The sequence below is a fragment of the Sphingomicrobium astaxanthinifaciens genome, assembly GCF_022865105.1.
Classification (GTDB): Bacteria; Pseudomonadota; Alphaproteobacteria; order Sphingomonadales; family Sphingomonadaceae; genus Sphingomicrobium; species Sphingomicrobium astaxanthinifaciens.
The window spans coordinates 313,696-333,822 of record NZ_JAKNYM010000002.1 but is presented as its reverse complement, the minus strand read 5'-3'; the positions used below and the strand labels follow the sequence as shown (position 1 = coordinate 333,822).

Sequence of the window (20,127 nt, the reverse complement as noted above, 5' to 3'; positions counted from 1 at the left end):
CGTGACGTGCCCGGGGCGTCGCGGCGCTAGCGCGGCTGGCCGTAGAGCGACTGTTCGGCGAGCGTCGCGTTGCGCGGTGCCAAGACGATGTCCTCGCGCACCGCGCGGGTGCCGATGCCGCTGCTCGCCGAGGCGATCGGGTCGCAGCTGGCGGTGCCGTTGACGAACGCCACCGCGCGGCTGGTCGAGGCCTCGTCGAGATTGCCGAGCGGGCGCATATAGTCGTCGCTGGCGCGGCAGGTGACCGGATAGACGTCGGCGAGCCCGTCGATATAGTCGCCCACCCCGTCGGCGTTGACGGTCTTGAAGGCGATCACGCGGAAACGGTCGTCGCAGGCCTCGCGATCGATCGCGATCTGCCCCACCGGCTTGCCGAAAGTGTCCGAACCGACCAGCGCGGTATCGCTGCCGTAATAGGGCGGGAAGGCGTTGGCGAGCAATTCGCTCGCCGAGGCGCTGCGCCCGGTGGTGACGAAGGCGATCCGAACCGGCTCGATCTGGTTGGCGGCGGCCTCGAAGCGCTCGATGCGGTCATCGTCGGTGATCGCATAGTTGCGCTCGACGCCTTCCGAATAGATCGTCTCGCTGAAGATCTCGCCGTCGATCCCCTCGCTCAGGAGGTCGCCGAAATAGTTGGCCACGCTGACGAGCCCGCCGCCGTTGTAGCGCACGTCGACGACGATCTTGTCGACGCCGGCGTTGGTCAGCGTGGCGAAGGCCTCGCCGAGCTGCGTGCGCGCCTTCTCGGTCGCGAAGGTCCGCAGGTTGACATAGCCGACATCGCCGAACACCTCGACGCCGTAGCGGGTGGAGATCGGATCGAGGCTATATTCGCTCGCGGTCAGCGTGACGATCTGTGCCGCCTGGTAGGTGCCCGGGTTGGCATAGTCGGGATTGGCGAATTCGACCACGACCTGTTCGCCGTCGTTCGACGGGAACAGGAGGTCGATCAACGTGCCGTTGTTATAGGCGGTGACCGGGTCGGTCAGGGTCGCCTCGCTGCGGCCGATGCGCAGAATCTCGGCCCCGCGGTCGATCCCCGCCTGCCCGTAGGCGGGACCGCTCTCGAAGGTCTCGAGCAGCACCAGCGCGTTGCCCGCCGCGAAGGTGGGGCGCCAGCCATAATCCTCGAAGGTGGCGTTGGCGATCTGCGCGTTTTCCTCTTCGATCGAGGTGACGTAGGTGAAGCCCGGCTTGTCGAGCTTGGCGGCATAGGCCGGCGCGAGCAGCGCCTCGATATAGTCGGAGAGCGTCGAATAGTCGTCGGGGTTGACGTTGGTCGCGATCTGGTCGGGATAGAGGTAATATTCCTGCAGCGTCTCGAGCACCCAGTCCTTGCGCGCATCGAGCGAACAGCTGTCGCCCCCGCCGCCGCCGCCGGTGGGCGGGGGAAGCGGCGAGCCGCCGCCGCTGCTGCCGCCGCTGCCGCCGCCGCCGCAACTGGCCAGCATCGTGGTCGCCACGAGGATTCCCACAAACTTGTCCGCTCGCATGTAACTCTCCGTAGGGACGCCCGCCCGGCGCCCCGCCGGGGCCCCGATCAAACATCGAAAATCATTGCAAAAACACTGCTGGTGCAGGCGACATGAACCTACCGTGTCCGCGCGCGCTGTCTAGCGGCGTGATAAATCTTCCACGGCCTGCAGCGTTTTTGCAACATGGTCGGCATAGTCCATCTCCGAATGCACCATCGCCACGGTGCCGTCGGGGGCGATGACGTAGGAGGTGCGGTCGGCCACCGGGACCACCGCGCCGATACCCGCGAGCTCGACATCATAGGCGGCCAGCAGCGCCGGCGAAGCATGCGCCATCGGGACCTTCGAGCGGCACACCTCGGTCGAGAAGCGCGCCAGCGTGTCGAGGTTGTCGGTCGACAGCCCGATCACCTGCGCCCCCGCCGCCTTGAAGCGGGGCATCGCGTCGGCGAACGCCTTGCTCTCGAGGGTGCAGCCCTTGGTGAAGGCCTTGGGGAAGAAATAGAGGACCACGGGGCCGTGCCGCAGCTGTTCGGCGAGGTGGACGCGGAAGCGCTGGTCGCCGAGCATCCCCATCGTCTTGAAATCGGGCGCGCGGGTGCCGCTCGCCAGTTGCGCCTGCGCGGGGGCAGTCGGTCCGAGGAGCAGGAGGAGCCCCAGCAACGTTCCCAGCATCGTTCGCAGCATCGACCAGTCCTTTCTCGCGTCCGCCGGCTCCTTGGCCGGAGTCGGACGTTCAGGGGATGAACAGGCCAGGGAGAGTGTCATGAATGCGCCGCGCCGCAAAGCGCGTATTTGGGCGGTAGCCGCGGGGCTCGCGGGGCTCGCCGCGGGCGGGTGCGAGCGCGACCCGCCCGCCGCCCCGCCCGGCGAGCCGGCCGCGTTGCCGGACGAGGCGGCGGTCCGCGGTCCCGAAACGCTGGTGGCGCCCGTCTCGCCGGTCGCCACCGCCGACGGCTGGAGCGTCGAGCGCTCCGAGGCGGGGCTGCGGCTGGTCTATCGCCCCGAGGGCGAGGCGGCCGAGGACCCGGTTGCGGTGCTGACCTGCCTCGTCGGCGGCGGGCTCATCGTGCGGCTGCCCCGGATCGCCCCGCTCGGCGAGGAGGACCGGCTGCGCATCGGGGCGGGCGAGGCGGTCGCGGAGCTCGATGCCGATCCGACGCGCGAGACCGGGGGCATCGCCGGGCGCGGGCCGGCGCCGAGCACGCTCGCGGCGATGCTCGCGCAGGGCCTGACCGCCTCTTACGGCGCCGCCTCGACCGGGGTGCTGCCCCCCGCGCCCGACGCCGCCATCGCCGCGATCCGCTCCGCCTGCAATTGAGGGTCGGGGCCGCTGCCGTCGGGGAAGCGGACCTTTTCGGGGTGGCGCGGGCACAGGCTTTTGAAGAAGCGCATGGCGGGCTCCATGTCGGCTTCCATGTCGCCGGTGGGGTGGATGATCGGTCCCAGCAGGCCGAGCTTGTTGGCATAGTCGGGGCCGGCACAGACGATCGGGATGCCCGCTTCCTGCGCGATCCGGTAATAGCCGCTGCGCCACTCGGTGGTCGCCGAGCGCGTGCCCTCGATCGCGATCACCAGCGCGAAGTCATCGGCCGCGGCGATCTTCTCGACCACCTGCTGGACCATGTTGGCGCGCTTGCGCCGATCGACCGAGACCCCGCCCATCGCCCGCATGAAGCCGCCGATCGGCCAGCGGAACAGCGTGTGCTTGCCAAGGAAGCGGGGGGTGATGCCGAAATGCTCGACCACCCCGACGAAGACGAGGAAATCGTAGTTCGAACTGTGCGGCGCGCCCGCGATGATGAACTTGTCGGTCTCGGGCAGCGTGCCGACCACGCGCCAGCCCTGCGTGCGGAACCAGCGCAGCGAGGCCCATTTGAGCAGCCGGGCCAGCCGCGACATCGGGGCGGCGGGCGGGCTCGCGGCGGACGACGGGGCGGGCTCGGTCGGGACGCTGGTCATATCTTCCTGTCGGCGCTGGCGCGGCGAGATGCAAGCCGGAACCGCGGGGGCGCGCGCCGGGTTGGCTAGCCGGACCCGATGAACAATTACGAGGAACCCCCGATGCACCGCCTGATCCTCCCCGCCCTGCTGCTGGCCGCGACCGCCGCGTGCGGCAACACCGAGACCGACACCGATGTCGCGCTCGACCCCACCCCCGATGTCGAGGAGCTGCGCGACGTGCCCGACGATTATGAGCCGCGCGTGGTCAACGAGGAGGAGGCGATGACTACCGTCCCGGCCGAGGATCCCGACATGTCCGAGACCGAACCCGACCCCGCGGCGGTGGATTGACCCTACGGGATTTGGACTAGCGCCGGAACGCCGCCGGGCGCGCTCCGTTGATGCCCCGAACCTTTCACTGGAACGGAGATCAGACCATGCAACGCCTTACCCTTGCCCTCCTGACGACGGCCGCGCTCGGGCTCAGCGCCTGCGGCGATACCGACACCACGGTCGAGCCCGATGCCGACACGGCGATGACCGCCGACGACATGACGATGGACGACGAGGGGCAGACGATCGTCGTCCTCGCGCAGGACAATCCCCAATTCTCGACGCTGGTGAGCGCGATCACCACCGCCGAGCTCGGCGAGACGCTGTCGGGTGACGGGCCCTATACCGTCTTCGCCCCCGACAATGCCGCGTTCGAGAAGATCGACCAGGCCACGCTCGAGGGCCTGATGACCGAAGAACAGCGCGAGCAGCTGACCAACATCCTCACCTACCATGTCGTCGAGGGCGACCTGATGGCGAGCGGGCTCGTCCAGCAGATCGAGGATGCCGGCGGGTCGCTCGAGCTGACCACCGTGGGCGGCGGCACGCTGACCGCGAGCATCGTTGACGGCAATGTCGTGCTGACCGACGCCACGGGCGGCACCGCGACGGTCACGCAGACCGATCTCGACGCCTCGAACGGCACGATCCACGTGATCGATACCGTGCTGATGCCCGCCGGCTAGGGCGATTGCATGCCGGGCGCGCTCCCGCTCTAACCGCGCGCCAGGCATGTTGGGCGCCGCCGATCCCTCGGGGTCGGCGGCGCTTTCGCGTCCGCGCCGCGTCCGATTGTGAGCGTGCGCGCGCGCTCAGCCGCGCGCGAGCATCGTCACCAGCCGGTCGGCGGCCGCCGCGGCGCGCGCGGCGGCGGCGTTGAGATTGGCGTGGAAATCGTCGGCGCCGGCCCCATCGGCCGCGTCCGAGACCGCGCGGATCCCGGCCCACGGCAGCCCGTGATGCTCGGCGACCTGCGCGATCGCGCCGGTCTCCATGTCGACCAGGTCGGCGGCGAACCGGTCGACGAGGTGCGCGGCGCGCTGCTCGTCCTCGATGAAACAATCGCCGGTGAGGATCGTCGCGGCAGGCAGTCCGAGCCCGGGGTCGGGCATCGCCGACAAGGGCTCGAGCCGCGAGGTCCCGATCGGCATCGTCCCGGCGCGAAAGGCGATAAATTGATTGTCGCGCCAGGCGCCATAGTCGTGCTGGAAGGCGCGATCGACCCAATAGACCGCCTCGGAACGGGTCCCGACGCCGCCGGCGACCCCGAGGCTGAGCAGGCAGTCCGCCCCCTCGCCGATCAGCGTGGCGGCCGCCATCGCGGCGTTGACCTTGCCCACCCCGGCACAGGCGAGGACCCAATCCTCGCCATCGCCCTCGCGGCAATAGAAGGGCATGTCGCGACGCGTTCGGCCGATTCCGCGACGAAAGCAGTCGGCCTCCTCGAGTAGTCCGGTGATGATCCCGATGCGCACGCTCTTCCCTTCGCCGCTCACCCGCCATGCCCATAGGGCGCAACGGCGAACGGCGCCAGCGATTTAGCCGACGCGAGGCTGCGAGAATTCGGGAAGGGGAGCGGTCGGCGGCTAGAGCGAGGGGATGATCCACACGAGCGACATCGCGATCACGATGAGGAAGAGCGAGACGCCGAGCACCCAGCGGGTGATGTGCGGCTTGACCGCCCCGGTCGCCTCTTCTTCCGACACATGGACTTCGTCGCCCTTGCGATACATGCTCAAATTCCTCTGCTATTCGAAGGTGAAACCGTCCAGCCCGCCTGTTGGTTGCACATCTCCACCCCCCGCTTTAGGGCGGTATGACCGCCGTGAAGTGCGAAAATCCTGTCTTTTCGCGGTCGGGGGGCTAGGATCGAGCCCACCGGGCGGTGTCGTCCGTCCCAGATTGCCCCAGATTGGAAGGTACCCCGCTCGTGCTGAGCCTGCCGTCCCTCCACGCCGCCCTCGCGATCATGGTCGCCACGCTGATGTTCGCGGCGTTCGCCTCGAACCGCTTCAAGGTCGAGATCATCAGCCTGATGACGATCGGCGCGATCGCGCTGATGCTCTACCTGATCCCGCTGCCCCAGACCAATCCCAAGGACGGGCTGGCGCTCGCCTTCGGGGGCTTCGGGCATACCGCGCTGGTGACCATCTGCGCGCTGATGGTGATGGGGCGCGGGCTGGTCGTGACCGGCGCGCTCGAGCCCGCCGCGCGCGCGCTCGGGTCGGTGTTCCGGGTCAACACCCACGTCGGGCTGCTGGTCACCCTCGTGCTGGCCATGTTCGCCTCGATGGTGGTCAACGACACGCCGGTGCTGGTCCTTCTGATCCCGGTGATGGTGCAGCTCGCCGCGGGCGGGGCGATGCCCGCCTCGAAGACGCTCATCCCGCTCAATGCCGCGATCCTGATCGGCGGGATGGCGACGACGATCGGTACCTCGACCAACCTGCTCGTGGTCTCGATCGCCGCCGACCTGGGCATGCAGGAACTGCCGATCTTCCACTTCACCCCGATCGTGCTGACGGCCGCGCTGGTGTGCCTGCCCTACATCTGGCTGGTGATGCCGCGGTTGCTCCCCGACAACAGTCCCGAGGCGGGGCACGAGCCGCGCAAGTTCATCGCCACGCTGCGGGTGGGCACCGGGTCGAGCTGGCTCGAGCGCGCCTATGACGACTTCAAGGACAAGCTGCCCGAGACCTTCGCCTTCCTGCGCGAGCCGCGCACGCTGCAGCCGGGGCAGCGGCTCGCCGCCGTCGCCACCGCCGACGGGCTGCGCGAGGCGGCGCGCAAGCTCGGCGCGACCGCCGCGCCGCGCTGGCTGATCGAACGGCTCGGCAAGGAAAGCGCGGCGACCGGCGAGGACCTCGTCGAGGCCGAGATGGCGATCAGCGGCGACAGCCGGCTGGTCGGCCGCACGCTCCAGACCGCGGGGATCCGCGGGGTCGCGGTGCTCGGGGTCGCGCAGGCGCCGAGCCGGGGGTTTGCCGCCCCGCGCGAGATGAGCGCCGAGGCGCGACTCGCCGAGGGCGACATCCTGCTCGTCCTCGGGCGCGAGAGCGCGCTGCAGGAGTTCGCCCAGAACGACGCGCTGCTGATGCTCGACGGCGCGCGCCCGCTGCCGCGTCGCCGCAAGGCGTGGACCGCGATTCTCATCATGGGCACCGCGGTGCTGCTCGCCTCGCTCGGCATCGTGCCGATCGCGATCTCGGCGCTCGCCGGCGCGGTGGCGATGTTCGTGACCGGCTGCGTGCATTTCGACAAGGTCGGGCGCGCGCTGTCGGCCAAGGTGATCGTGCTCGTTGCCGCCTCGATCGCGATCGGGCGGCTGATCGCCGACAGCGGCGCGGCGCAATGGCTCGGCGAGATCCTCGCCTTCGGGATGAGCGGGCTGGCGCCGCCCTTCGTGCTCGCGCTGATCATGTTGTTCGTCACGCTGCTGACCAACTTCGCCTCGAACGCCACCGCGGCGGCGGTCGGCACCCCGATCGCCTTCAGCCTCGCCGGCCAGCTGGGGCTCGAGGTCGAACCGCTGGTGCTCGCGGTGCTGTTCGGCTGCAACCTGTGCTACGCCACCCCCATCGCCTACCAGACGAACATGCTGATCATGGCCGAGGGCGACTATCGCTTTAACGACTATCTCAAGACCGGCATTCCGCTGGTGCTGCTGATGGTGGCCAGCCTCTCGGTGGTGCTGTCGATCACCTACGGGCTCTAGCGCGCCACAAAAAAGGCCCGCCGGGGGGACCCGGCGAGCCTCGTCGCGTCGCCGCGGCCGGGATCGGCCGGGGGGCGGGTCGGGTCGCTCACCGCGCGCTGTCGGCGACGAGGCCCGTGATCAGGTAGAACAGGATGGCGGTGCCGGCGCTGATGAAGAAGGCGACGACCCAGCCGAGACGGACGAGCGTGACATCGAGCCCGAAATAATCGGCGATGCCGGCCGAGACGCCCATCAGCTTGCCTTCGCTGGGCTTGACGAGAAACTTGCGATCCATGGGTAATATTCTCCGATTGGTGAAAGGGTCAGGCGATCGGGGCACCCGACAGCGCGGCGCCGAGCAGCAGGCTGGCGGCGAAGATCGAGGCGGCGACCGAGACGAGGATGTCCTTGGCGACAAACTGGGCATTCATGGTTTTTCTCCCTTTTGGTCGAACCCGGCCACCGTGGCTGGGCTCGCCAGATACAATGCAGGGAGCGTGCCAATTTGAAAAACGAGTAAAATCAATGCCCGTCGTGACATCGTGGCGAGAAATCCGGTGCACTTTCCCGACTGTTGGGATTTTCCACGAGCGCGCCGCGCGGGCTGATCCCGGCTTTAGGCCGCCATTGCCAACCCGCCCGGCGCCCCCTACCTCGCCGGGATGGCGCGCCCGAGCAAAGGACATGCCCCCGAGGGCGGCGATTTTCGCATCCTCCTGCGGTTCCTGCCCTGGCTCTGGCCGGCGGGGCGCACCGACCTCAAGGCGCGCGTCGTGGTGTCGATCCTGCTGGTGCTGCTCGGCAAGGCGATCGTGCTCGCGGTGCCCTTCTTCTACAAGGAGGTGGTCGACCGCATGGCCGCGGGCGAGGGCGGCGCGGCGGCGGGGGTCGACATCATCATCGGGCTGGTCGCCGCCTATGCGACGATGCGGCTGCTCGGCACGCTGGTCGACAATGTGCGCAACGGCATCTTCGAGCGGGTCGGGCAGGAAGCGGCGCGGCGGCTGGCGAGTCGGCTGTTCCGCCACATCCACGCCCTGTCGCTGCGCTTCCACCTCGAGCGCCGCACGGGCAGCCTCGGCCGGCTCGTGGAGCGGGGCACCAAGAGCGTCGATTCGATGCTCTATTTCATCCTCTTCAACATCGCGCCGACCGCGGTCGAGCTGGTCGGCATCGCGATCATCTTCACGCTCCAGTTCGGGCTGGGACTGACCGCCGCGACGATGACGATGGTGGTCGCCTATATCTGGTTCACCCGCGTCGTGACCGACTGGCGCAACGCGATCCGCCGCGACATGAACGCGGTCGACCAGCAGGCCGCGCAGCGCGCGGTCGACAGCCTGCTCAACTACGAGACGGTAAAATATTTCGGCGCCGAGGAGCGCGAGAGCGCGCGCTACGACTCGGCGGTCGAGCGCTACAGCCACGCGGCGGTCAAGAACGAGACCAGCCTCGCCTGGCTCAACGCGGGGCAGGCGGTGATCACCAATGTCATGATGGCGGGGGCGATGGCCTATACCGTCTGGGGCTGGAGCGCGGGGCGCTTCACCCCGGGCGACGTGGTGCTGGTCAATTCGCTGCTGATGCAGCTCTACCGTCCCTTGAACATGCTCGGCTGGGTCTATCGCTCGATCAAACAGGGGCTGATCGACATGGAGGAGATGTTCGCGCTGCTCGACACGCCGGTCGAGATCGAGGATGCGGCAGGGGCGCGCGACCTCCACGTCGGCGCGGGGCATGTGCGCTTCGAGGCGGTGCGCTTCGGCTACGGCCCCGACCGCGAGATCCTGAAGGGCATCGACCTCGACATTCCCGCGGGCACCAGCCTCGCGGTGGTCGGCCCCTCGGGGGCGGGCAAGTCGACGCTCGCGCGCCTGCTCTACCGCTTCTACGAGCCGCAGGGCGGGCGCATCACAATCGACGGCGTCGATATCGCCGAGGTGACGCAGGCAAGCTTGCGCGCCGCGATCGGCATCGTCCCGCAGGACGCGGTGCTGTTCAACGACACGATCGGCTACAATATCGGCTACGGCCGCGAGGACGCGACCCAGCCCGAGGTCGAGGCCGCGGCCAAGGGCGCCGCGATCGACGCCTTCATCGCCGCGCTGCCCGAGGGCTATGACACCAAGGTCGGCGAACGCGGGTTGAAGCTGTCGGGCGGCGAGAAGCAGCGCGTCGCCATCGCCCGCACGCTTTTGAAAGATCCGCCGATCCTGATCCTCGACGAGGCGACCAGCGCGCTCGACAGCGCCACCGAGCAGGACATCCAGGCGACGCTCGAGGATGTCATGCGCGCGCGCACGACGATCATGATCGCGCACCGGCTCTCGACGGTGGTCCACGCCGACCAGATCGTGGTGCTGGACGATGGGCAGGTCGCCGAACGCGGAACGCACGAGGAGTTGTTAGCGCTAGGCGGGCGCTACGCCGACCTTTGGGCGCGGCAGGCTAGGGAGCGGGCGCTGGAGAAAGCAGCGGAGTAGTCAGGTCGAAGGGACCGCGACGACGGTCATCAACGCCAGAAATATACCGACCAGCCCAAGCCAGGCCCATTGGATCATCCGGCCGACGGGATAGATGCGTGTCCACCAAAGAAGGATCGGCATTCCAAAGATCGCGATGACGATGCCCCACCCGAAGACGTCGCGGGGACCACCCATGCCAAAGCCACCAAAAGCGAACAGGGCGAAAATCAGCGATGACGTAAGCGCCGTCCAATAGCGCAGCTCGGTCACGCCGCCGCCGTCGTCCAGCCGAGCGCCGGTAGCGTGATGCTCGTCTTGCCGCCCATGTCGGTGCGTTTCACGATCAGTTCGCGCTCCTCGATATAGTCGATTAGGCGGCGGGCGCGGCTGAGGCTCGCGGTGCCGTAGATGGCGGCGATCGCCTCTTCGCTCGGGCTCGGCGCCCCCTCGCGCGCCGCCTTGGCGATCAGCAGGAAGGGCGCGAGCATGTCGTCGGGCAGGCCCTCCGCCGCCGCCAGCACCTCGCCCCAGTCGGGCTGCGGGTCCTCGGGGATGCCCGCGCGCGCCGCCGCGAGACGCCGCCCGAAGGCGGGCAGGTCGAGCGGGGGGGTGCGCAGCCCCTTCATCCGGCAGCGCACCGAGAAATCCTGGTAGGCGATGGCGGTGGAGCGTGGTTTGCCGTCCTCTTCCTCGACCATTGCGGCCAAGGCCTCGGCGACGATCGGCTCGACCGCCTCGGCGTCGGGGGCGGGGACGGGGGGCTCGTCGGCGGCGCGGCGGGTGGTCACGGCGGCGGCGAGCTGCTCCATCATCGTCTCCGAGGGCAGCGGCTTGGGCGCGGGCTTTTCGGGCTTGGGGGGCTCGGGCGCATCGGCGAGGTCGTCGAACAATAGCGAGGCGGCCTCCTCGCCGGTGGCGGTCGGCAGCGGGGTGAGCGCGGGGGTGGCGTCCTTGGGGCCGGTCTCGACGCTGCCGATCTTCACCTTGATCGGTCGCCGCGAAATCGCGGGGCCCAACCCGAGGAACTGCCCGCGCTCGAGGTCGCGGATCGCCTCGGCCTGCCGCCGTTCCATGCCGAGCAGGTCGGCGGCGCGCGCCATGTCGATGTCGAGGAAGGTACGGCCCATGAGGAAGTTGGACGCTTCGGCGGCGACATTCTTGGCCAGCTTGGCGAGCCGCTGGGTGGCGATGATGCCCGCGAGCCCGCGCTTGCGCCCGCGGCACATCAGGTTGGTCATCGCGCCGAGCGAGGCGCGGCGCACGTCCTCGGGCACCTCGCCGCCCGCGGTGGGCGCGAACATCTGCGCCTCGTCGACGATCACCAGCGCGGGGTACCAATGCTCGCGCGGGGCATCGAACAGCGTGTTGAGAAAGCCCGCGGCGCAGCGCATCTGCCCGTCGGCCTCGAGCCCCTCGAGGCTGAGCACGACGCTCAGCCGATGCTCGCGGATGCGCATGGCGAGCTTGCCGATCTCGGTCTCGCTATGGGCCGCGCCCTCGACCACGACATGCCCGTAGGCATCGCTGAGCGTGGTGAATTCGCCCTCGGGGTCGACGATCACCTGCTGCACCTGCCCCGCCGATTTCTCGAGCAGGCGGCGCAGCAGGTGCGACTTGCCGCTGCCCGAATTGCCCTGGACGAGCAGCCGGGTGGCGAGCAGTTCTTCGAGGTTGAGGGGAACGGTCTTCCCGAGCGGGTCGACCCCCATGTCGACGGCGATAGGCATGTCGCGCCACCCTAGCCGTGCGGGCTTGCGAGACAAGCGCGAAACCTGCACGCACGCTCGCGCATTGGGCTTTTGCAAAGGGAGTGTGGTCGATGATCCTCAAGAAAGTGCCGCTCGACGGCGATTTCCATGTCGGCAGCCAGATGGGGCTCGACGATGTCGAGACGCTGCGGGCCGAAGGCTATGGGATGGTCATCTGCAACCGGCCCGACCATGAGGAAGAGGACCAGCCTACCGCCGCCGCGCTCGAGGCGGCGTGCAAGGACGCGGGGATCCGCTTCGCCCATGTGCCGATCGGGCGCGGCATCTCGCCCGCCGACGTGGCGGCCGAATGCGAGGCGCTCGATGCCGCCGGCGACGCCAAGACCTTCGCCTTCTGCCGCTCGGGCACGCGCTCGACGCTGCTGTGGGCGCTCGCGCACCACGAGCGGGGGCGCCCGATCGCCGACCTGCGCGAAACCGCCGCCGAGGCGGGGTACAGCCTCGACCCGATCAACCACCTGCTGTAACCGCTTGCCGCCCCCGATCGCGGCTTGTCGCGACCGGTCGAGCGCGCTAGCGAGAGGCGGTGCGCGATCCCCTCGACATCCTCCGCGAGACCTTCGGCTTCGCCGCCTTTCGCGGCGTCCAGGAGCAGGTGGTCACGCGCATCCTCGAGGGCCAAGACGCGCTCGGGGTGATGCCCACGGGGGCGGGCAAGTCGCTGTGCTACCAGCTCCCCGCGGTGGCGCTCGAGGGCACCGCGATCGTCATCTCGCCGCTGATCGCCCTGATGGAGGACCAGGTCCGCTCGGCCAGTGCCAACGGCATTCGCGCCGCCGCGCTGACCAGCGCCTCGCGCGATCCCGGCGGTACCGAGCGCGCGCTGGCCGAGGGCGAGCTCGACCTCCTCTATGTCGCCCCCGAACGCGCCACCACCGACCGCTTCGGGCGGCTGCTCGAGGCGGCGCGGATCAGCCTCGTCGCGGTCGACGAGGCGCATTGCGTGTCCGAATGGGGGCATGACTTCCGCCCCGACTATCGGCTGCTGCGCCCGCTGCTCGACCATCTGCGCTTGCCGCGTCTCGCGCTCACCGCCACCGCCGACCGCCGGACCCGCGCCGACATCCTCGACCAGCTCGGCATCGCCCCCGAGGGGCTCGTCGTCTCGGGGTTCGACCGGCCCAACATCCGCTATCACGTGGTCCCGCGCTCGGGGCTGCCGGGGCAGCTGCGCGCGCTCCTCAAGGCGCATGACGGGGCGGGGATCGTCTATTGCCCAAGCCGCGCCAAGACCGAGGCGCTCGCCGCCGACCTGCGCGAGACCGGGCGCCCGGCGGCCGCCTATCACGCCGGGCTCGACCCGCATATCCGCGCCAACAACCAGGAGGCCTTCGTGCGCTCCGAGGACATGGTGATGGCGGCGACGATCGCCTTCGGGATGGGGATCGACAAGCCCGACGTGCGCTTCGTCGCGCATGCGGCCACCCCCAAGTCGATCGAGGCCTATTACCAGGAAACCGGGCGCGCGGGGCGCGACGGCGAGCCCGCCGAGGCGTGGCTGTTCTGGGGGGCGGAGGATTTCGCGCGCGCCCGCCAGCGCATCGAGACCGAGGTCGAACCGCACCGCCAGCAGGCCGAGCGCGAACGGTTGAACGCGCTCGCCGCCTTCGTCGAAGCCGCGACCTGTCGCCGCGCCATCCTGCTGCGGCATTTCGGCGAGGACCCGCCCGAGACCTGCGGCAATTGCGACAATTGCCTCGCGCCCCCCAAGACCCTTGATGTCACGGTGGTCGCGCAGAAGCTGCTGTCGGCCGCCTTTCGCACCGAGATGCGCTTCGGGGTCGGATATCTCAAGCAGGTACTGTCGGGCGACGACAACGCGAAGGTGCGCACCAACGGGCATCACCGCCTGTCGGTGTTCGGGATCATGGAGGCCGACGAATTGCGGCTGGTCCAGCCGGTGGCGCGCGCGCTGATCGCGCGCGACGCGCTGCGCGCCGATGCCTATGGGGGGTTGAGCTTCGGCCCCGGCGCGAAGCCGATCCTCAAGGGCGAGCAACGCGTCGAGATCGCGCTTCCGCCCAAGCAATCGTCGGGATCGAAGCGGCGCGCGCGCGAGGATCATCCGCCCGACCCGCTGTTCGACGCGCTCCGCGCATGGCGCCGCGAGGAGGCCAGCGAACAGGGGGTACCACCCTATGTCATCTTCCACGATTCCACGCTGCGGCAGGTCGCGGCGATGAAGCCCGACAGCCTCGCGGCGCTGCGCCGGGTCGACGGGGTGGGGGAAAAGAAGCTCGAGCGCTATGGCGAGGGGCTGCTGGGGGCGCTCAAGGGCGCGCTCTAGTCGTCCTCGACCGCCACCGCGTCGGGGGGCGAGCTGAGGATGTCGCGGGCCACGGCAAGGTCGCTCTCGTCGACCATCAGCCGCACCCACGCCAGCCCCGCGCCCCCGAACACGTTGTTGAGCCCGGTGTCGAAGATCATCGCCGGGATATTCTCCGCCTCGAGCCGGTGGCGCGCGAGGTCGCCCTCGACCCGCGTGGAATAGCGCGCCGCCTCGACGAGGCTCACGCGGCGGTGCCGCCGACGGTGATGGCGGAGACGAGCAGGCTCGGCTGCCCGACGCCCGCGGGGACCGACTGGCCGCCCTTGCCGCACATGCCGACGCCTTCGTCCAGCGCCATGTCGTTGCCGATGCCCTGCACCCGCTGCATCACCGTCGGCCCGTCGCCGATCAGCGTCGCGCCCTTGATCGGGTCGCCCAGCTTGCCACCCTCGACCTTGTAGGCCTCGGTGCAGCTGAAGACGAACTTGCCGCTGACGATATCGACCTGCCCGCCGCCGAAGCTCTTGGCGTAGATACCCTTGTCCAGCCGCGCGAGCAGCTCGGCGGGATCATCCTCGCCGCCCAGCATGAAGGTGTTGGTCATGCGCGGCATCGGCGCATGCGCGAAGCTCTCGCGGCGCCCGTTGCCGGTGGGCTCGACCCCCATCAGCCGGGCGTTGAGGCGGTCCTGCATATAGCCACGCAAGATGCCGTCCTCGATCAGCACGTTGCGCTGCGTCGGGGTGCCCTCGTCGTCGATCGTCAGGCTGCCGCGGCGATCGGCGATATTGCCCTCGTCGACCACGGTGACGCCGGGCGAGGCGACACGCTCGCCGATGCGCCCCGAGAAGGTCGACTGCCCCTTGCGGTTGAAGTCACCCTCGAGCCCGTGGCCGACCGCCTCGTGCAGCAGCACGCCGCACCAGCCGGGGCCGAGCAGCACCGGCATGTCTCCCGCGGGCGCGGCAACCGAGCGCATGTTGACGTCGGCCATGCGCACCGCTTCATCGACGCAGCGCATCCACGTCGCGCGGTCGAACAAGCGGTCGTAGAGATAGCGCCCGCCCAGCCCGTGGCTGCCGCTCTCGCGGCGATCGCCATCGGCCATCACCACCGAGACGTTGAGCCGCACCAGCGGGCGCACGTCGGTACCGACGAAGCCGTCGGGGCGGACGATCTCGACCACGCTCCAGCTGCCCGAGAGCACCACGCTGACCTGGTCGATGCGCGGGTCGCGGCGGCGCGCCTCCGCCTCGATCTCCTCGATGAGCGCGAGCTTCCTTTCGAACGGCACCGCGACCAGCGGGTCGGCGTCGGTGTAGAGCCTGGCGTTGGTGCCGCGCGGCGGCCCGGCGGGGGCCTGCTTCGACGGGTCGAGCAAGCGGAGCGTCTCGGCGGCGCGGTCGATCGCGGCGCGGCTCAGTTCGTTCGCATGCGCGAAACCGGTCATCTCGCCGGTCACCCCGCGCAGCCCGAACCCCCGATCGGTCGAATAGTCGGCGGCGCGCAGCCGGCCGTCGTCGAAGGCGACCATCTCGGAGGCGCGATACTGGAGATAGAGTTCGCCGTCGTCGCGGTCCGACAGGTGCGCGCGCGCCGCGGCGAGCGCGTCGGCGGGTTCGAACCCGCCCGGCGTGTAGAGGAACCCCCGAGGACCGAGGCTCACGCCACGTCCCTGCCGCTCGCCTCGTCGTCGGCCGGTCCGCCCGCGAGGACGAAGCGGCGATCGCAATAACCGCATTCGACGAAACCGTTGTCGTCGATGTGGAGGAAGACGCGCGGGTGGCCGAGCGCGGGCGAGATGTCGCCGGCGCCGTCGCAATGGACGCGGAGCGTATCGACTCGGATCGTCTCGGGGGGCGGGATCGTGGACATGGCTTGCCGATTAGCGAAGCCGCCCCGCCGCGGCAACCGCCGCGCGCGCCCGCGCCGCGGGGGCGCGAGGGCTTGGCGGGGCGCGCCGGCATGCCTAAGGCAGCGGGCATGACCCAGCCCCCCGCGATCCGCATCGAGCAGTTGTCGAAGACCTATGCCGGGGGCAAGCGGGCGCTCGACGATGTCAGCTTCGAGGTGCCGCAGGGGCAGATCTTCGGGCTGCTCGGCCCCAATGGCGCGGGCAAGTCGACGCTGATCAACATCCTCGCCGGGCTCGTCACCAAGACGAGCGGGCGCGCCGAAATCTGGGGCTTCGACATCGATCGCGACCATCGCAACGCCAAGCGGTCGATCGGCATCGTGCCGCAGGAAATCCTGTTCGACCCCTTCTTCACCCCCGCCGAGGCGCTCGAGATCCAGGCCGGGCTCTACGGCATCGCGCCGCGCGATCGCCGCACCGCCGAGCTGCTCGAGGCGGTCGCGCTCACCGACAAGGCCGATGCCTATGCGCGCACGCTGTCGGGCGGCATGAAGCGCCGCCTGCTGGTTGCCAAGGCGATGGTCCATTCGCCCCCCATCCTCGTCCTCGACGAGCCCACCGCGGGGGTCGACATCGACCTGCGCCAGCAACTGTGGGACTATGTCCGCGAATTGCACGCGCGCGGTGTCACGGTGGTGCTCACCACTCATTATCTCGAGGAAGCCGAGGAATTGTGCGACCGCATCGCGATCATCAACCACGGCAAGCTCGTCACCAACGAGCCGACCCGCCAGCTGATCGCGCGGGCGCAGGAGAAGCAGGTCGTCGTCACCTTCGACAAGCCCGTCGCCGCGCTGCCCGCCGACGATCGCTTCGAGAAGATCGAGCGGATCGGCGATACCGAGGTCGCGATCTCCTATTCCAAGGACAAGGTGCATGCGGGCGAGGTGCTGCGGCTGCTCGCGCGCGAGGGCTATGACATCGTCGACGTGCGCACGCGCGAGCCCGATCTCGAGGACGTGTTCCTCAGCCTGACGCGGGGCTAGTCGAGCCCCGAATATTTCCACATGGGGCCGTTCCAGTCGAGCTGGAGCGACCAGTTCTCGCCCGGCGCCCAGGCGGTCACGGTGCGCGGCTGGATCGGGATGCCGTCGGGATTGTCGACCTCGACCTCGAGCATCCGCATGAAGGCATCGAAGTGCCGCAAGAGCGTCGCCCCCGCCATCGCGACATAGGGTGCCGCGGGATAGCCGTCCCAGACCATCACCACCTTCTCGTCGACGCGCGCGGCAAGCCAGTCGAACACGCGCGCCCGCATCGCGTCAAACTGGTGGTGCTCGACGAACCCGTTGATCGAGGTCGGCTCGGGGTCCTTGCGATAACCGTTGCGAAAGCGCGGCCGGTCGGGCGCGCGCGGATCGTCGCTGGCGATCGGCATATGCCATTCCCCTGCGGCCTCGAGCGCCTCGATCATTGGCAGCGCGTGGGCGCGCTCCCTCGCCCGCTGCGCAGCCTCCTCCTTGAGCGTGCGCCGGGGCGGGCGCGACAGGCGCACCGTGCCGTCGCGATGGGCCTCGATCAGCCAGCATGCGGGGCGCGCCGTCACCCAGACGGTCCAGGTCTCGTCGAGCAGGATGCCGAGGACCGGCTGCGCATCGGCCAGCCGGATCCGGATATTCGAGGTCATCGCGTCATAGGCGAAGGTGAGGATGGTTTCGGGGACCGCGACTTCCTCGAGAAAGCGGCGGACGTGGCGCACCTTTTCGGCCGGGTCGTGCGCGAAGTCCCAGTCCTCTGGCGGGATCGGCGGGCTGTCCTCCCAATAGAGGCGCGTCGCCGTGGTACTCACGTGCGGTGGGGTCCAGATACCTTCGTTCGCCGCCTGGTGAGGAACGCAAAGGAAGGAGAGCCAGTCGGCGATCTGCCCGCGCGGCGCCGCCTCGGCCCGCGCATGCATCGCGGCGCGGCGCGCTTCCAGCTCTTTGCGACGATCGGCGTCCATAGGTTTGGCACTTGCACACCGATGCGGGGCCGTGTTCAAGCGGAAAAATGACTAGCCTCGACTTCGACGTCCTCGTGATCGGCACCGGGGCGGCCGGCCTCACCGCCGCGCTGAACCTCGCCGAGCGCTTCAAGGTCGGGGTGCTCGCCAAGGGCAAGCTGGGCGGCGGCGCGACCGAATGGGCGCAGGGCGGGATCGCCGCGGTGCTCGAGGACGAGGACAGTTTCGAAAACCACATTCGCGACACGATGATCGCGGGCGCCGGGTTGAACGACCGCGAGATCGTCGAGATGGTGGTCGAGCGCGCCCCCGCCGCAATCGAGAAACTCGCCAGCCTCGGCGTCCCCTTCAACCTCGACACCGACGGCGACTGGCACCTCACCCGCGAGGGCGGGCACAGCCACCGCCGCATCGTCCATGTCCATGACGCCACCGGCTGGGCGGTGGCGCAGGCGCTCGAGAAGGCGGCGGTGATGCACGACAATATCACGCTGCTGCCGGGCCGCGTGGCGATCGACTTCATCCAGGGGCGGCACGGCGAGGACTATTCGACCAGCGGCAACGTGCACGGCGTCTACGCGCTCGAACGCGGCGCGGGGGTGGTCGAGACGATCACCGCGCGCGCCACCGTGCTGGCAGCGGGCGGGGCGGGGCGCGCCTATCTCTTCTCGACCGCGCCGCGCGGCGCGACGGGCGACGGCATCGCGATGGCGTGGCGCGCGGGCTGCCGCGTCTCCAACATGGAATTCATGCAGTTCCACCCGACCTGCCTCTACAACCTCGAAGTGAAGAATTTCCTCATCACCGAGGCGGTGCGCGGCGAGGGCGGGATCCTCACCAATCCCGAGACCGGCGAGCGCTTCATGGCCAATCACGACGAGCGGCTCGAACTCGCGCCGCGCGACATCGTCGCCCGCGCCATCGACGCCGAGATCAAGCGCGACGGTCTCGACTATGTCCATCTCGACATCTCGCACCGGGGCGAGGCGTTCGTGAAGGCGCATTTCCCGACGATCTACGACAAGCTCATCGGGCTCGGCATCGACATCACCCGGGAGCCCATCCCGGTGGTGCCCGCGCAGCATTATACCTGCGGGGGGGTCATGGTCGATGAACATGGCCGCACCGATGCGCCCGGGCTCTATGCGGCGGGCGAGGTGACCATGTCGGGCCTCCACGGCGCCAATCGCCTCGCCAGCAACAGCCTGCTCGAATGCTTCGTCTTCGGCGACGCCGCGGCCGAGCATATCAAGACCAATTTCGACACGCTCCCCGAACCGATCGCCATCCGCGACTGGGACGAAAGCCGTGTCACCGACAGCGATGAGGAAGTCGTCATCCAGCAGGTCTGGGGCGAGATCCGCCGCTTCATGTGGAATTTCGTCGGCATCGTGCGCACCACCAAGCGCCTCGAACGCGCCAAGGCGCGGATCGACCTGTTGCGCCGCGAGGTCGACGATTATTACCGCCACTTCCGCGTCACCCCCGACCTCATCGAGTTGAGGAGCCTCGTCGAGGTCGCCGACCTCATCGTCCGCTGCGCGCTCAAACGCCACGAGAGCCGCGGGCTCCACTATACGCTCGATCATCCGGAGACGGACGCGGTGGCGCAGGATACGGTGCTGGCGCCGTGAAACTTCACTGCGATACCTGCCCCGTGCGCGACAGCGCCGCCTGCTCGGCGCTCGACGAGGAACAGCGCGAGGAGCTGGCGCGGCTGGGGTCGCACCGCACGCTGGAGCGCGGCGAGGTGCTGTTCCATGCCGGCGACGAGGCCGATGTCTGCGCGACGCTCAACAGCGGGCTCCTCAAGATCGCGCATGTCGACGCCGACGGCAACGAGCGCATCCTCAGCCTCGTCCACCCCGCGGGGTTCGTCGGCGAGATGTTCGCGCCCGTCGAGAAGCACGACATCGTCGCGCTGACCGCCAGCCGGCTGTGCCTGTTCGACCGCCGCGACTATGAGCGCGCGATTGAGCGTTTCCCCGCGCTGGCGCGCGCCTTGCTGCGCCGGTCGAGCCAGGACCTGTTCGAGGCGCGCGAGCAGATCGCGCTCGATGCCAGGAAGGGCGCGGGCGCCAAGATCGCCAACCTCATCCGCTCGCTCGCCCGCGCGGCGAGCCAGTCGCCCTGTCACTCGGCGGGCGAGTTCGACCTGCCGCTGACGCGCGGCGAGATGGCGGGGCTGCTCGGGCTGACCATCGAGACGGTGTCGCGCCAGCTCACCCGGCTGGAGAAGGACGGAGTCATCGCCAAAACAGGACCGCGCGGGATCCGGATCACGGACCCCGCGCGGCTCGCGGCATTGGCGGGATAGT

22 protein-coding genes are annotated in these 20,127 nt (G+C 69.2%); 10 read left to right on the top strand and 12 right to left on the bottom strand.

What is annotated here, in order from left to right:
* Positions 1-26: 26 nt before the first annotated feature.
* Complete coding sequence (locus L8951_RS05465) at positions 27-1,463, bottom strand: S41 family peptidase (RefSeq protein ID WP_244381998.1); 1,437 nt, start codon at positions 1,461-1,463, stop codon at positions 27-29.
* A 150-nt stretch (positions 1,464-1,613) separates the two neighbouring features.
* A complete protein-coding gene (locus L8951_RS05460; RefSeq protein WP_244381997.1) occupies positions 1,614-2,162 on the bottom strand; it encodes a peroxiredoxin in 549 nt (182 codons plus the stop codon).
* A 79-nt stretch (positions 2,163-2,241) separates the two neighbouring features.
* Here L8951_RS05460 and L8951_RS05455 point away from each other — a divergent pair, with 79 nt between their 5' ends.
* Entirely contained in the window at positions 2,242-2,796 is a 555-nt protein-coding gene (locus tag L8951_RS05455; RefSeq protein WP_244381996.1) for a hypothetical protein, read from the top strand.
* Here L8951_RS05455 and L8951_RS05450 read toward each other — a convergent pair.
* Positions 2,718-3,437: a 1-acyl-sn-glycerol-3-phosphate acyltransferase gene (locus L8951_RS05450; protein WP_244381995.1), complete on the bottom strand. Its 720-nt coding sequence runs from the start codon at positions 3,435-3,437 to the stop codon at positions 2,718-2,720. The genes L8951_RS05455 and L8951_RS05450 overlap by 79 nt on opposite strands.
* 78 nt (positions 3,438-3,515) lie before the next feature.
* Between L8951_RS05450 and L8951_RS05445 the strand changes: the two genes are divergently transcribed.
* Both L8951_RS05445 and L8951_RS05440 read left to right on the top strand, forming a co-directional pair.
* A complete protein-coding gene (locus L8951_RS05445) occupies positions 3,516-3,770 on the top strand; it encodes a hypothetical protein (RefSeq protein WP_244381994.1) in 255 nt (84 codons plus the stop codon).
* An 86-nt stretch (positions 3,771-3,856) separates the two neighbouring features.
* Complete coding sequence (locus tag L8951_RS05440; RefSeq protein WP_244381993.1) at positions 3,857-4,438, top strand: fasciclin domain-containing protein; 582 nt, start codon at positions 3,857-3,859, stop codon at positions 4,436-4,438.
* Positions 4,439-4,564: 126 nt separating this feature from the next.
* Here the strand turns inward: L8951_RS05440 and L8951_RS05435 are convergent, their stop codons facing one another.
* Both L8951_RS05435 and L8951_RS05430 read right to left on the bottom strand, forming a co-directional pair.
* Positions 4,565-5,248 (bottom strand): 5'-methylthioadenosine/S-adenosylhomocysteine nucleosidase family protein, encoded by a 684-nt coding sequence (locus L8951_RS05435; protein ID WP_244381992.1) that lies wholly within the window; start codon positions 5,246-5,248, stop codon positions 4,565-4,567.
* A gap of 90 nt (positions 5,249-5,338) precedes the next feature.
* Positions 5,339-5,485, bottom strand: a complete 147-nt coding sequence (locus L8951_RS05430; protein ID WP_244381991.1) for a hypothetical protein — start codon at positions 5,483-5,485, stop codon at positions 5,339-5,341.
* Between the two features lie 197 nt (positions 5,486-5,682).
* On the opposite strand from L8951_RS05430, the gene L8951_RS05425 reads away from it, so the two are divergent.
* Positions 5,683-7,467, top strand: coding sequence for an SLC13 family permease (locus L8951_RS05425; protein WP_244381990.1), 1,785 nt, complete (start codon positions 5,683-5,685; stop codon positions 7,465-7,467).
* A gap of 88 nt (positions 7,468-7,555) precedes the next feature.
* On the opposite strand, the gene L8951_RS05420 is transcribed toward L8951_RS05425, so the two are convergent.
* The gene (locus tag L8951_RS05420) at positions 7,556-7,744 is read right to left on the bottom strand and encodes a PspC domain-containing protein (protein ID WP_244381989.1); all 189 of its coding nucleotides are present in this window, start codon (positions 7,742-7,744) and stop codon (positions 7,556-7,558) included.
* 367 nt (positions 7,745-8,111) lie between these two features.
* On the opposite strand from L8951_RS05420, the gene L8951_RS05415 reads away from it, so the two are divergent.
* On the top strand, positions 8,112-9,932 hold the full coding sequence (locus L8951_RS05415) for an ABCB family ABC transporter ATP-binding protein/permease (protein WP_244381988.1): 1,821 nt from the start codon (positions 8,112-8,114) through the stop codon (positions 9,930-9,932).
* Here the strand turns inward: L8951_RS05415 and L8951_RS05410 are convergent, their stop codons facing one another.
* The gene (locus L8951_RS05410) at positions 9,933-10,184 is read right to left on the bottom strand and encodes a hypothetical protein (RefSeq protein WP_244381987.1); all 252 of its coding nucleotides are present in this window, start codon (positions 10,182-10,184) and stop codon (positions 9,933-9,935) included.
* Positions 10,181-11,641, bottom strand: coding sequence for a helicase HerA domain-containing protein (locus L8951_RS05405; protein ID WP_244381986.1), 1,461 nt, complete (start codon positions 11,639-11,641; stop codon positions 10,181-10,183). Before L8951_RS05405 ends, L8951_RS05410 begins: the two co-directional genes overlap by 4 nt.
* A 92-nt stretch (positions 11,642-11,733) precedes the next feature.
* On the opposite strand from L8951_RS05405, the gene L8951_RS05400 reads away from it, so the two are divergent.
* On the top strand, positions 11,734-12,150 hold the full coding sequence (locus L8951_RS05400; protein ID WP_244381985.1) for a protein tyrosine phosphatase family protein: 417 nt from the start codon (positions 11,734-11,736) through the stop codon (positions 12,148-12,150).
* Positions 12,151-12,209: 59 nt separating this feature from the next.
* Positions 12,210-13,970 carry a DNA helicase RecQ gene (recQ, locus tag L8951_RS05395; RefSeq protein WP_244381984.1) on the top strand — a complete coding sequence of 587 codons (1,761 nt, stop codon included), beginning with the start codon at positions 12,210-12,212 and terminating at the stop codon, positions 13,968-13,970.
* On the opposite strand, the gene L8951_RS05390 is transcribed toward recQ, so the two are convergent.
* The 3 genes from L8951_RS05390 to L8951_RS05380 are packed head-to-tail and all read right to left on the bottom strand — an operon-like array spanning position 13,967 to position 15,827.
* Positions 13,967-14,197, bottom strand: coding sequence for a putative signal transducing protein (locus L8951_RS05390; protein ID WP_244381983.1), 231 nt, complete (start codon positions 14,195-14,197; stop codon positions 13,967-13,969). The genes recQ and L8951_RS05390 overlap by 4 nt on opposite strands.
* On the bottom strand, positions 14,194-15,618 hold the full coding sequence (gene tldD / locus L8951_RS05385) for a metalloprotease TldD (RefSeq protein ID WP_244381982.1): 1,425 nt from the start codon (positions 15,616-15,618) through the stop codon (positions 14,194-14,196). The genes L8951_RS05390 and tldD overlap by 4 nt, the downstream gene beginning before the upstream one ends.
* Positions 15,615-15,827, bottom strand: coding sequence for a zinc-finger domain-containing protein (locus L8951_RS05380; RefSeq protein WP_244381981.1), 213 nt, complete (start codon positions 15,825-15,827; stop codon positions 15,615-15,617). The genes tldD and L8951_RS05380 overlap by 4 nt, the downstream gene beginning before the upstream one ends.
* A 108-nt stretch (positions 15,828-15,935) precedes the next feature.
* Between L8951_RS05380 and L8951_RS05375 the strand changes: the two genes are divergently transcribed.
* Complete coding sequence (locus L8951_RS05375; protein ID WP_244381980.1) at positions 15,936-16,853, top strand: ABC transporter ATP-binding protein; 918 nt, start codon at positions 15,936-15,938, stop codon at positions 16,851-16,853.
* Here L8951_RS05375 and L8951_RS05370 read toward each other — a convergent pair.
* Positions 16,850-17,809, bottom strand: coding sequence for a hypothetical protein (locus L8951_RS05370; protein ID WP_244381979.1), 960 nt, complete (start codon positions 17,807-17,809; stop codon positions 16,850-16,852). The genes L8951_RS05375 and L8951_RS05370 overlap by 4 nt on opposite strands.
* Positions 17,810-17,856: 47 nt before the next feature.
* Here L8951_RS05370 and nadB point away from each other — a divergent pair, with 47 nt between their 5' ends.
* Positions 17,857-19,443: an L-aspartate oxidase gene (nadB, locus tag L8951_RS05365; RefSeq protein WP_244381978.1), complete on the top strand. Its 1,587-nt coding sequence runs from the start codon at positions 17,857-17,859 to the stop codon at positions 19,441-19,443.
* A complete protein-coding gene (locus L8951_RS05360) occupies positions 19,440-20,126 on the top strand; it encodes a Crp/Fnr family transcriptional regulator (RefSeq protein ID WP_244381977.1) in 687 nt (228 codons plus the stop codon). Before nadB ends, L8951_RS05360 begins: the two co-directional genes overlap by 4 nt.
* Position 20,127 lies beyond the last annotated feature (1 nt).

Excerpts from the sequence above, each read along its gene's own strand:
- L8951_RS05460 (WP_244381997.1), bottom strand. The coding sequence starts at position 2,162 with ATGCTGCGAACGATGCTGGGAACGTTGCTGGGGCTCCTCCTGCTCCTC.
- L8951_RS05440 (WP_244381993.1), top strand. The coding sequence starts at position 3,857 with ATGCAACGCCTTACCCTTGCCCTCCTGACGACGGCCGCGCTCGGGCTC.
- L8951_RS05400 (WP_244381985.1), top strand. The coding sequence starts at position 11,734 with ATGATCCTCAAGAAAGTGCCGCTCGACGGCGATTTCCATGTCGGCAGC.
- L8951_RS05445 (WP_244381994.1), top strand. The coding sequence starts at position 3,516 with ATGAACAATTACGAGGAACCCCCGATGCACCGCCTGATCCTCCCCGCC.
- L8951_RS05375 (WP_244381980.1), top strand. The coding sequence starts at position 15,936 with ATGACCCAGCCCCCCGCGATCCGCATCGAGCAGTTGTCGAAGACCTAT.
- L8951_RS05430 (WP_244381991.1), bottom strand. The coding sequence starts at position 5,485 with ATGTATCGCAAGGGCGACGAAGTCCATGTGTCGGAAGAAGAGGCGACC.
- L8951_RS05415 (WP_244381988.1), top strand. The coding sequence starts at position 8,112 with ATGGCGCGCCCGAGCAAAGGACATGCCCCCGAGGGCGGCGATTTTCGC.
- L8951_RS05455 (WP_244381996.1), top strand. The coding sequence starts at position 2,242 with ATGAATGCGCCGCGCCGCAAAGCGCGTATTTGGGCGGTAGCCGCGGGG.
- L8951_RS05380 (WP_244381981.1), bottom strand. The coding sequence starts at position 15,827 with ATGTCCACGATCCCGCCCCCCGAGACGATCCGAGTCGATACGCTCCGC.
- L8951_RS05370 (WP_244381979.1), bottom strand. The coding sequence starts at position 17,809 with ATGGACGCCGATCGTCGCAAAGAGCTGGAAGCGCGCCGCGCCGCGATG.
- nadB (WP_244381978.1), top strand. The coding sequence starts at position 17,857 with ATGACTAGCCTCGACTTCGACGTCCTCGTGATCGGCACCGGGGCGGCC.
- L8951_RS05405 (WP_244381986.1), bottom strand. The coding sequence starts at position 11,641 with ATGCCTATCGCCGTCGACATGGGGGTCGACCCGCTCGGGAAGACCGTT.
- L8951_RS05450 (WP_244381995.1), bottom strand. The coding sequence starts at position 3,437 with ATGACCAGCGTCCCGACCGAGCCCGCCCCGTCGTCCGCCGCGAGCCCG.
- L8951_RS05420 (WP_244381989.1), bottom strand. The coding sequence starts at position 7,744 with ATGGATCGCAAGTTTCTCGTCAAGCCCAGCGAAGGCAAGCTGATGGGC.